This is a genomic window from Roseinatronobacter sp. NSM (assembly GCF_052379845.1).
Lineage (GTDB): Bacteria > Pseudomonadota > Alphaproteobacteria > Rhodobacterales > Rhodobacteraceae > Roseinatronobacter.
The window spans coordinates 22,651-33,310 of sequence record NZ_JBQTCF010000038.1 but is presented as its reverse complement, the minus strand read 5'-3'; the positions used below and the strand labels follow the sequence as shown (position 1 = coordinate 33,310).

General features: G+C 57.3%; 12 protein-coding genes. 5 read left to right on the top strand and 7 right to left on the bottom strand.

Going from position 1 to position 10,660, the window contains the following annotated elements; translation table 11 throughout:
- Together ACTZWY_RS17040 and ACTZWY_RS17035 are read right to left on the bottom strand one after the other, a co-directional pair.
- Positions 1-794 (bottom strand): carbohydrate ABC transporter permease (locus ACTZWY_RS17040; protein ID WP_444791909.1); only part of this gene is annotated, 794 nt, incomplete at its 3' end.
- Between the two features lie 4 nt (positions 795-798).
- Positions 799-1,674, bottom strand: a complete 876-nt coding sequence (locus ACTZWY_RS17035) for a carbohydrate ABC transporter permease (RefSeq protein ID WP_444791908.1) — start codon at positions 1,672-1,674, stop codon at positions 799-801.
- Positions 1,675-1,913: 239 nt separating this feature from the next.
- On the opposite strand from ACTZWY_RS17035, the gene ACTZWY_RS17030 reads away from it, so the two are divergent.
- Positions 1,914-2,882 carry an AraC family transcriptional regulator gene (locus ACTZWY_RS17030; protein ID WP_444791907.1) on the top strand — a complete coding sequence of 323 codons (969 nt, stop codon included), beginning with the start codon at positions 1,914-1,916 and terminating at the stop codon, positions 2,880-2,882.
- On the opposite strand, the gene ACTZWY_RS17025 is transcribed toward ACTZWY_RS17030, so the two are convergent.
- The gene (locus tag ACTZWY_RS17025; RefSeq protein ID WP_444791906.1) at positions 2,879-3,076 is read right to left on the bottom strand and encodes a hypothetical protein; all 198 of its coding nucleotides are present in this window, start codon (positions 3,074-3,076) and stop codon (positions 2,879-2,881) included. The genes ACTZWY_RS17030 and ACTZWY_RS17025 overlap by 4 nt on opposite strands.
- A gap of 257 nt (positions 3,077-3,333) precedes the next feature.
- Between ACTZWY_RS17025 and ACTZWY_RS17020 the strand changes: the two genes are divergently transcribed.
- The 4 genes from ACTZWY_RS17020 to ACTZWY_RS17005 all read left to right on the top strand — a co-directional run bounded on the left by ACTZWY_RS17020 (position 3,334) and on the right by ACTZWY_RS17005 (position 8,137).
- The gene (locus ACTZWY_RS17020) at positions 3,334-5,346 is read left to right on the top strand and encodes a polysaccharide biosynthesis protein (protein WP_444791905.1); all 2,013 of its coding nucleotides are present in this window, start codon (positions 3,334-3,336) and stop codon (positions 5,344-5,346) included.
- A 156-nt stretch (positions 5,347-5,502) separates the two neighbouring features.
- Entirely contained in the window at positions 5,503-6,588 is a 1,086-nt protein-coding gene (locus ACTZWY_RS17015) for a polysaccharide biosynthesis/export family protein (protein WP_444791904.1), read from the top strand.
- Complete coding sequence (locus ACTZWY_RS17010; RefSeq protein ID WP_444791903.1) at positions 6,585-7,466, top strand: NAD-dependent epimerase/dehydratase family protein; 882 nt, start codon at positions 6,585-6,587, stop codon at positions 7,464-7,466. Before ACTZWY_RS17015 ends, ACTZWY_RS17010 begins: the two co-directional genes overlap by 4 nt.
- Complete coding sequence (locus ACTZWY_RS17005; RefSeq protein ID WP_444791902.1) at positions 7,463-8,137, top strand: sugar transferase; 675 nt, start codon at positions 7,463-7,465, stop codon at positions 8,135-8,137. The genes ACTZWY_RS17010 and ACTZWY_RS17005 overlap by 4 nt, the downstream gene beginning before the upstream one ends.
- Positions 8,138-8,290: 153 nt before the next feature.
- Here the strand turns inward: ACTZWY_RS17005 and kduD are convergent, their stop codons facing one another.
- The 4 genes from kduD to ACTZWY_RS16985 form a co-directional block, all read right to left on the bottom strand.
- Complete coding sequence (gene kduD, locus ACTZWY_RS17000) at positions 8,291-9,016, bottom strand: 2-dehydro-3-deoxy-D-gluconate 5-dehydrogenase KduD (RefSeq protein WP_444791901.1); 726 nt, start codon at positions 9,014-9,016, stop codon at positions 8,291-8,293.
- On the bottom strand, positions 9,013-9,837 hold the full coding sequence (kduI, locus tag ACTZWY_RS16995) for a 5-dehydro-4-deoxy-D-glucuronate isomerase (protein ID WP_444791900.1): 825 nt from the start codon (positions 9,835-9,837) through the stop codon (positions 9,013-9,015). Before kduI ends, kduD begins: the two co-directional genes overlap by 4 nt.
- Before the next feature lie 156 nt (positions 9,838-9,993).
- A complete protein-coding gene (locus tag ACTZWY_RS16990) occupies positions 9,994-10,242 on the bottom strand; it encodes a hypothetical protein (protein WP_444791910.1) in 249 nt (82 codons plus the stop codon).
- Positions 10,206-10,514, bottom strand: a complete 309-nt coding sequence (locus ACTZWY_RS16985) for a winged helix-turn-helix domain-containing protein (protein ID WP_444791899.1) — start codon at positions 10,512-10,514, stop codon at positions 10,206-10,208. The genes ACTZWY_RS16990 and ACTZWY_RS16985 overlap by 37 nt, the downstream gene beginning before the upstream one ends.
- Positions 10,515-10,660: the final 146 nt, after the last annotated feature.

Below are 10,660 nucleotides of genomic sequence, written 5' to 3'. Positions count from 1 at the left end.
TGGACAGGGCGAACTATGGACAGTTTCAGCGCCAGACTGACAGGAAAGCTTTGCACCGATGACAGGTAGATCAGCGGGCCAAGAAAATCATTCATCGTCCACATGAACTGGAACAGCGCGACCGAAATCAGCGCGGGTGTCAGCATTGGCACCACAATATAGATCAGCGTCTGGAAACTGTTTGCGCCATCGACGCGGGCGGCTTCTTCCATATCGCGCGGGATGGCGCGCAGGAACTGGATCAACATGAAAACAAAGAATGCATCCCCCGCAAAGGCCGAGGGCACCCAAAGCGGCAGATAGGTATCCAGCCAGCCCAGATCGCGGAACAGAATGTATTGCGGGATGCGCGTTACGACATTGGGCAACAACAAGGTTGCAATCAGGCTTGCGAACAGCACTTTCTTGTAGGGAAATTCAAACCGCGCGAACCCGTAAGCCACAAACGCGCAGGACATCACCGTGAAGATGGTTTTGGGCAAGATGATCAGAAAGGTATTCCAGAAAAACCGCCCGAAAGTATAGGGTGTGGAGGTTTCCCAACCCTTGCGGTAGCCGTCCAGCGTTGGGTCTTGCGGGATAAACCCGATAGACCCGAAAATTTCCTGATTGCTTTTGAAGGATGCGCCAATCAGCCACAGCAGCGGATACAGCATCAAGAACCCCACACCGATAAGCAGCGTGTAGCGCACAAAGGCCGAGATCCGTTCGGCGCGCCGGTCCTCGGGGTTGAGGGGGATGCCGCGCGCAGCGGAACCGGGGGGCGCAGGAAGTTGTGTTTCAGAAAGTGCCATGCGCTTAGCTCCTTTTGTCGCCCGCGTAGTAGACCCATTTCTTCGATGACCAGAACGCCACGAGGGTCAGGACCATGATGATGACGAACAGAACCCACGCGATGGCCGAGGCATAGCCCATGTTGAAATTCTTGAAGGCTTCGTCATAGATATACAGGGGCAGCAAATAGGTAGACTTCAGCGGCCCGCCCCCGGTGATGACATAAGGGCCGTTGAATTCCTGAAACGCCTGCACCATTTGCATGATCAGATTGAAGAAAATCACCGGCGTGATCAGCGGCAGGGTAATGTGCAAGAAACTGTGCCATTTGCCCGCGCCATCGATGGCCGCCGCTTCATAAAGCGACTTGTCCACGGCCTGTAATGCGGCAAGAAAAATCACCATCGCCGAGCCGAACTGCCATGTGCGCAATAGCGTGATGGTGAACAGCGCGTTGACCGGATCGCCGAACCAATTGACAGCTTCCAGCCCGATCGTCGTTAGCACCAGATTAACAAGACCGGCATCCGCGAAAATGTAGCGCCACAACACAGCGATGGCAATTGACCCGCCAAGGATGGACGGAACGTAATATGCGGTTCGAAAGAAACCGATGGCCTTCAGCCGGTAATTCAGGATGACCGCGATAAACAGCGCGAAGGCCAGCTTGATCGGCACTGTCAGAAATACATACAGCAACGTGACGTTCAGGGACCGCTTGAAGGTGCGGTCCGACATCATGTCCCGAAAGTTCTCCAGTCCCGACCAGACAGGACGCGAGATCAGGTTGTAGTCAGTGAAGCTAAGATACAACGACGCCAGAAATGGGATCATGGTGAACACCAGAAGCCCAATTATGTATGGGGCCAGATAGGCCAGCCCCAGAAAACGGCTTTCCATAAATCCTCCCTTTCAGATGAAGCGGTTTGGCGGCAGAACGCCGGGACAGCATGGCCGAAACCACACACAGCGCTGGCAGGACAGCCCCATAAGACTGGCGTTCAGATGCCCTAACAGACCCTGCGCCAACAAATCGCTCCTCCTCGATCCGATTGACAAAACAAGCATTGCTTGCCGTATGTGTTCGGCTAATATGCCAGTTAATCAAGCGTTTGGAATTGACAATTGGGCACAAAAAGATGGACGAAATCGAACATGACACTGCGCTGCCACTGGGGGACAGGACGTCTGGCGGCGCTGTCCTTTCGGGAATTCCCCAACGCGCGCTGGACCTTACGCTGACCCGCTCTGCGATACGGATGCGCCATTCCCACAGTTGGTCCATCGACAAGGTCAATGCAGTGCATGATCTGGTGATTTGCCTGTCGGGCACGGGCGTTTATCTGATTGAAGGGCAATCCTACAGGCTGGAACCGGGCATGGCGTTGTTAATTCCCGCGGGCACACGGTTTCAAGGGCAGAACCCCGACCCCGACAGTATTTATACCGGCCTTGCGCAACATTTCCGGCTGGACCTTTTCGGGCGGCACGACTTGTTGGCACGCATGCGTTACGGGCCGGTCGTGCGGCTGAGACGGTGGAACATGCTGGGGCCGCTGGTGCACCATTATCGTGCCACAGCGCCTGCCAGTTCAGTCACGTTGATGATGCACCATGCATTCATGGTCATCTTGAACGAATTTATCGAAGATGCCTTCTTGGGCTGGCATAATCTGCATGATGGCGCGCTGGACCAATCAGAAGGGCTGCCAATGGCCGTGATGATGGCCGCGACGCAAATTGCCGCCGAACCGCTGCGCGACCGGATCGCAGAGGCGGTGGTGGCCGATGCCCCCTATAATGACACCTATTTCCGCCGCGAGTTTCGCAAGCGTCTGGGCCTTACACCTGCGAAATATCAGGAATTCAAGCGCATGGAAATTGCCATGCAATTGCTGGAAGCCGGCCACAGCGTGACTGAAACTGCGCAGCGTCTGGGCTTTGCGGATTGTTACTATTTTTCGCGGCTGTTCAAACGCCATATAGGCACCAGCCCGCGCGGCTGGCAGGCGCAGGTTCGGCTGCGGCGCGACGGGGCATGGCCACGGGGGCAGGAAGATGGCGAAATTCTGTATCCGCTTAGGCCGGATTCACCATTGGCCCATTAGCGCGTGTTGCGAAAAAATGGGAACCGGTTCTGCGCGACATGCTCTATGCCATGCTTATCCAAAACTTGGCCGGCTTGCGTGGCAGGTTTCACCGAAGTGACCAGACGACGCCTTTCCCTAAGCGGCTGGATGACTGGATAGCGCAAGATCATCTTCTTCGCATGGTTGATCGGCCTGCCTGTGGCGCTGGCCATGGCCGAACGCCTGAATTGGGCCATCATGAGCGCGCCTGGCACTACTGCACAGGGCCGCGAGGAACGCACAGCCCGTTGCAACTGGCGGTCATATGGCAGGCGTCGTTGATGCATTAGGTGCATAAGGTGTTGTGCCGACATTGTTAAAAATGTCATAAGAAACACCATTAAGACCTGTAAATTTTTCTAGAATCCTACTTCTTGAATGTGACAAATACAACCTGCGTCCTTCAGCATGCGATGCAAGGAGAATTGGAATGCGACCGGACCCAAGCTTTCAAGATCCGTTTTCGCGTGCTGCCCAAATGTTTTTCGACCGGGTGATCGTGCGATATTTATCTGGCACTGTGGACCGTAGATACAAGCAACTGCTTCTTATCGCCTGTGATATTGTGCTGATCATTGCATGTTTTGCTTTGGCGCTTGTGTTGCGGGGCGACAGCATTGCCATGCTGATGATGCCCGAAATCTGGATAGGGCTTGCCGCTTTTGCCGGGGTCGCCATAGGAACCTTTGCAAAGCTGGGTTTATACCGTGCCATCACGCGCTACATCACCGGAAAATCCATGCCAGCCATCATTTCAGGCGTGGCGCTTGGGGCCTGCGCGATGGCGCTTTGCGGGCAATTTCTTGGCGGCGCGCCGAAGCTTGAGGTCACCTTGATTCATGCCATTCTGGTTCTGCTGGCGGTGGCAGGCATACGCTTCTGGGCGCGGGGCATTATTCGCAAACCCATCCTGCGCGGCTGTGCGCCTGCAATTATTTACGGCGCAGGCAATGCAGGACAACAACTTGTGGCCGCGCTGCATTTGGGGGTGGAATATATGCCTGTGGCCTTCGTTGACGATGATACGCGCCTGCATGGCATGACAATCAACGGTGTGCGCGTCCACTCCACCGCCGAATTGCCGAACCTGACACGGCGCTGGAACATAAAGGAAGTGTTGCTGGCCATGCCAAGTGTCAACAGGGTGCGCCGGCGCAGAATTGTGGCGCGTCTGGAGAAACTTGAGGTCGGGGTCAAAACAATTCCCGGTATGGGTGATCTTATCTCGGGGCGGGCCTCCTTTACCGATCTGCGCCCGGTCACGCCCGAAGATTTGTTGGGCCGGGACCCCGTGCCCGCAAAACCTGATCTGATGCAGCGCAACATTGCCGGAAAGGTCGTGCTGGTTACGGGGGCCGGTGGCACGATTGGCGCGGAACTGTGCCGCCAGATCATAGCGCATGGTCCCACACAGCTGGTTATGCTGGATGTATCTGAATCCGCACTTTACGACATAAGCACCGAATTGTCCGATGCCAGCGGCGGACAGGATGCGCGCCTTGTGCCTGTTCTGGGGTCGGTGCAGAATCCGGGCCGGATACGCGCCATCCTGCGCCGCTTCAAGGTGCAAACCATTTATCATGCGGCGGCCTATAAACATGTCGTTCTGGTTGAAGAAAACCTGATTGAGGGCGTTCACAACAATGTCTTCGGCACCCGTATTCTGGCGCAGGCCGCCACCGAAGCAGGTGTTGAAAATTTCATTCTGGTTTCGACAGACAAGACCGTGCGCCCGACCAATGTGATGGGGGCGTCAAAACGTCTGGCCGAACTTATTTGTCAGGCGCAAGCGCAAACACAAAAAAAGACCACCTTTTCCATGGTGCGTTTCGGCAATGTGCTGGGATCATCCGGGTCCGTCATTCCCCGCTTTCGCCGCCAGATTGAACAGGGCGACATAGTGACAGTGACCCACCCCAAGGTCACGCGCTATTTCATGACAATAACCGAAGCCGCGCAACTGGTTATTCAGGCAGGCGCCATGGCGCGGGGGGGCGATGTCTTTGTGCTGGATATGGGGGAACCTGTCCGCATTCTGGACTTGGCAAAATCCATGATCCGCCAATATGGCCTGACCCCTTATATGCTGATGCAAGATGGGCAGTCGGTGCCGGAAACCGGCGATATTGGCATTGCGATTACAGGGCTGAAAAAGGGCGAGAAACTGTATGAAGAATTGCTGATCGGCAATAACCCCGCAGGAACCGAACACCCACGCATTATGACCGCCTCAGAAATTTCCATGGTGGCGGATGACCTGAATGCCCTGCTTGATACCTTGTTAGTGGCCTGCCGGAACTTTGATCTGGTTCGGGTGCAGAAATTGCTGCTTCAGGCCCCGCTGGGTTACCAACCGCTGGATCATGAAATTCATGACCGCATGTGGCACGATGCGGCGACGCCATCATCGCCGCCCTTGCGTCTGGTTGCCCGACAGCACTAGGCTGGACGCCCGGTGTTGTATGCAGATCAGTCAGGCCCTTAAAAATGCTGCGGGCGATTGACCTTCTTGGGGAACCATAGCACAAGAAATATGAACACTGGCAAGCAGAACCTAGGTAGGAAATTTGTGCCCAAAATAATTTCAAGACGCGTGTTCATGATCAGTCTGTCCGGCGCTGTTGTGGCAGGCTGTGCCGTGCCCCGCGGTGCCCCGTCCCGCCGAGAGGTTTTGTCGGACATGGACGCCCCACAGGCCGATTTTGCGCTGGAACTTGTCACGCGCGACAGATTGCCCGTGTATGCGCAATGGGGCCATGATGCAACGCATGTCACGGCCAACTGGCCTGCAGGGGGCGCTGTGCCGCAGGACCAGCGTCTGGCACCGGGCGACCAGCTTGCCCTGCGCATCTGGGACGCGGGTGAAAGCTCGCTGATCACCGCGCCGGGCGCGCAATTTGCCGATGTCTCCAATGTTGTGGTCACGGGGTCGGGCCATGTTGACCTGCCATATATTGATTCCGTCCATGTTGGCGGGCTGACATTACAAGGTGCGCGCGCGCATCTTCAGGACAAGCTGACTGCGATAATGCCGTCTGCGCAGGTCCAGGTCGAGGTGGTGCAGGGGCGGCGCAATTCGGTCGATGTGCTGGGCGGTGTGGCCAGTCCGGGCTCTTATCCGCTGAAGGAACGCAACCTGCCGCTGACCAGTCTGCTTGCCTCGGCGGGGGGGGTTGTGAACGGGTTGCAAAACCCGCAAGTTCAGATCACCCGCGGGGGCGATGTGTTTCGCAGGCCCTTGCGCCAAATCCTGGAAAAACCGGCCCTTGATGCGGCATTGCGCGGCGGGGATCGGGTGCTGGTCACTGCCGATCCCCGCAGCTTCAAGGCAATAGGTGCCGCCGGGCGTGAAGATGTCATTGGGTTTGACGCGGATACTGTTACCGCGCTGCGCGCCATTTCCCTGATGGGCGGAATGGATGACAGCCGCGCAGACCCAAAGGGCATTTTGGTTATGCGCCGCTATACACCTGAACGCGTGAACCCGGAAACCGGCCCCCCCCATACGCATGTGGTCTTCAGCTTCGACCTGACCAGCGCCAGCGGCATGTTCAGCGCGGATGAATTTCCGTTATATGATGGGGATATCGTGATGGCGACACAATCCCCGGCCACAACGACACAGCGTGTTTTGGGGCTGTTCGGGTCGTTTATGGGCTTCGGGCGCACCGTCAGCAACCTGTGACAGGGCTACGCGTGCTTGTTCTTGGCGCCAGCGGGCGTCTGGGCGGGGTTCTGCGGCGGCACTGGCCGCAGCATGGCGGGCATATGATCAGACCAATTTGGCAGTTCCGCAGGCCAGTTCCCGCGCCCCTGCCAGGTGCCCTATGTTTCGATCCACTGCACCAGACGCCCGATTGTGGCCCGGTGGATGTGGTGCTGGGGCTTGCCGGGGTGGTTCCGGGCGCAGGTGATCTGGCATGCAATGTTGATCTGGGGCTGGCGGCGTTGCGGCTGGGGGTGGCCTTGGGCGCGCGGCATGTGTTTTTATCTTCGTCGGCGGCAGTGTATGGGACAGCGCCGGAGGATGGCGCGCGACCCTTGGCCGAAGATGACCCACTGTGCCCGGCCAGCCCCTATGGGGCGGCCAAGCGTCAGATGGAACAGACAGTATCGGCGCAAGCACGACACCATTCGGTTAGTGTATGTGCGCTGCGTATCGGAAATGTCGCTGGCGCCGATGCACTGCTGGGGCAAGACGCGGGCATGCACCGGGTTTTGGACCAATTCGCCGACGGTCAGGGCCCGCGCCGGTCCTATATCGGGCCTTGTGCATTTTCCGAGCTGCTGGCCCGGCTGGTCAAACGGGCTGGCGTCGGTGCGCATATTCCGCAGCGACTAAACCTGGCGCTGGACGGCCCCGTAGCAATGGAAGATCTGTGCCATGCGGCAGGTCTGGGTGTTCACTGGCGCCCCGCCCCGCCCCATGCCTTGCCCTGTGTGGTGCAGGATATGGCGCAACTGGCCCGTCTTGTGCCGGTTGGGCGCGCCGATGCGCGTGCAATTATCGCGGACTGGCGGACCGACGGCGCGCAGGGTCCGACAGGAAGGCCGATGGTATGAGCTGGTCAAAACGTTTGTTCGATCTGCTTGTGTTGCTGGTTCTGTCCCCAATTCTGGTGGGTATGCTGCTGGTTTCCCTGATGATGGTATGGGTCGGGCAAGGGCGGCCACTATTCTATTGCAGCGAAAGGATGCGCGCGCCGGGCCAACCCTTCTGGCTGTGGAAATTGCGCAGCATGACACCCGTTTCGGCGGATAGCGGCGTATCTGGCGGCGATAAGCTGGCGCGCATCACGCCGACCGGGCGCATATTGCGCCGCAGCCGTATGGATGAATTGCCGCAGATGCTGAATATCTTGCGCGGGGATGTTTCATTTGTCGGCCCGCGCCCGCCGCTGCGCCTGTATGTTGACCGCTTTCCGGAACTTTATGCACAGGTTCTGCAGTCCTGTCCGGGGGTGACAGGGCTGGCAAGTCTGGTTTTTGCTGCGCATGAAAACCGGCTGCTTTCGCGCTGCACCACCCCAGAGCGCACAGACGAGGTTTACGCCCGAATATGCGTGCCGCGCAAGGCGCGTATCGATCTGATCTATCAGCGCAACTGGTCACTGGGGTTCGATTTCTGGCTTGTCCTTGTAACAACATTGCGCGTGTTGGGTCTGATGAAGCGCACACACCGCCGCTTCCCGCGCCCGCCATCGCTGCGCCAAGTTTTCAAACGCAATCCTTGAAACAGGCCGTTTTGGCGTTCCCAATCTTTACACGCCCAAACGCCGGCCAGGCGCGGCTATTGGCGAAACGGTATGAAGCGCGATCTGGCACCACAAGCCATTTTTCATATATCAACAGCAGCCATGACCCATGCCGACTGAACGCGACACGCGCTAGCGCGCCATCCAGCCACCATCGACATTCAAAATCGCCCCGTTGATGTAGTCAGATGCGGGGGCCGCAAGGAACACGGCAGTTTGTGCAATATCGTCTGGTGTGCCCCAGCGCCCTGCAGGGATGCGTTCCAAAATAGCCTGCCTACGCGCCGGGTCGCTGCGCAGGGCTTCGGTGTTGTTTGTTTCGATGTAACCGGGCGCAATTCCGTTGACGTTCAACCCGCGCGCCGCCCATTCATTCGCCATCAGTTTTGTAAGCCCCGCCACCCCGTGCTTGGACGCAGTGTAGGACGGAACGCGAATTCCCCCCTGAAACGAAAGCAAGGACGCAATATTGATGATCTTGCCACGCCCACGCGGCAACGCCGCCCGTGCAAAAGCCTGACAAGTGAAGAAAAGCGCCTTCAGATTCACGTCAATGACGTCATCCCAGTCGGCCTCGGAAAAATCGACGGCATCGGCGCGGCGAATAAGCCCGGCATTGTTCACCAGGATGTCAATTGGCTCAGCACCAAACACATCGCGTGCGGCCAGCGGGTCGGCGAAATCAAGCAAAAGCGCGCGCCCGCCCTGCATCAGCGCCAGCGTTTCATCACAGGGGCGGCGGCCCGCAGCGATTACCTCGGCCCCGGCATGGGACAAGGCGACAGCAATCGCCTGTCCTATGCCAGTATTGGCCCCTGTCACCAAGGCGCGGCGGCCACTTAGGTCAAAGGCGTTCATCGCAAATCCTCCGGCTGGATGACATCCATATCGGTGTAATCAACATTGTCGCCCGCCATCGCCCAGATGAAGGTGTATTCGCCAATCCCTGCGCCAGAATGAATTGACCATGACGGGGAAAGCACCGCCTGTTCATTGGCAACGAACAGATGGCGGGTTTCTTGTGGGTCGCCCATCAGGTGCAGCACGCGCGATTCAGGGGCCATGCCATGATACAGATAAGCCTCCATACGGCGGTCATGGATATGACTGGGGATTGTGTTCCAGACAGATCCATCTTCCAGCGTGGTGTAACCCAAAATCAACTGGCAGCTTTCCATAACCAGCGGGTGGATGAACTGCCGGATTGTGCGCTTGTTGGAGGTTTCGGCCGCCCCCAGTTTAACCTCTTTTGCGTCGGCCACACGCACCAGCCGGTGCGGGAACGCGCGGTGTGCCGGTGCCGATGTCACATAAAACCGCCCCGCGCCCGAAAACGTAACCGGCCCTGCACCCATGCCAAGATACAGCACATCGCCATAGGACAATTCCCATGTTTCCCCGGCCGCGCTGACCTGTCCTGTGGCCCCGATATTTACGATGCCCATCTCGCGGCGATCCAGAAAACCGGGGGTTCTGGTTTCATCTACATGATCAAGTGTCAAATCCTTCCCGGCAGGCACGACACCCCCCAGAACGAAACGGTCGTAATGGGTATACACCAGACGGATTTCCCCATCCGCAAACAACCCTTGCGCCAGAAAATGCGACCGCAATACAGCTGTGTCCATGCCTTTTGCATGATCCGCATGCACTGCGTGACGGGTTTCAACATGAAGCATAGTTCGGTCCTTTCAATCGTAAGCAATGTGGCGCAGGTGCCTGCGCAGAGTGAAATCAACAAGGATGGGGTTCAGAGCCAGGCAGCTGCGCCACGCAACGTCAGGCGGGCCCGCATGTTTATCAAAATAGTCCAGCATGTGGCGGGCACTCCTTGATTATGCGTTGCGCATCATCGCGCGATACCGCCGCAGACTGCCATCAAGATTGTCCTTTATGGCGGTTTCTGCTGCGGTGCTGTCATTGGCTATGATCGCATTCGGAATTCTTGCATGTTCGCTGACTATGCTCATGCTTGGCCTGTAGGGGCGGTGCGGCCCTTCGGCGGTGGCAAGTTCTGCGTGTGCCGTCAGACCGGGTCTTGTAAGGGTCAGATATTCAGGAAATCGACGGTTTTGTTTTGCCAGCGCAATGGCGTGATGAAGCGGGAAATCCGCGTCGCGGGGTCACACACAAACGCGCCCGCGCCCTTGCGTGTTTCAACCAGTGCTTCACTGCGCGATTCAACAAAGGTTTCTCGGACCACGGTGCGGCAGACGGAAAACCGCTGTGTCAGGTTCAATTCGCTGGGGAAGCGCGCGCCGGGTTTGAACCGCCCATCCAGAATTGCCCGCCGCAGATCGCCGGCACTAATTGCCGCCCATGTCCGGTTCGGGGCAAACATATCTTGGGGTATCATCCGAAGGATTCCTTGAAATTGGTCTTATATTTGATTGCAATCATATCGGACAAATAAAACCGAAGTAAAGGATATATTAATACATATTACCATATATGTCATATAACTTGTTACACAAATTCGCTGCCCTGTGAAGACAAGAAGGA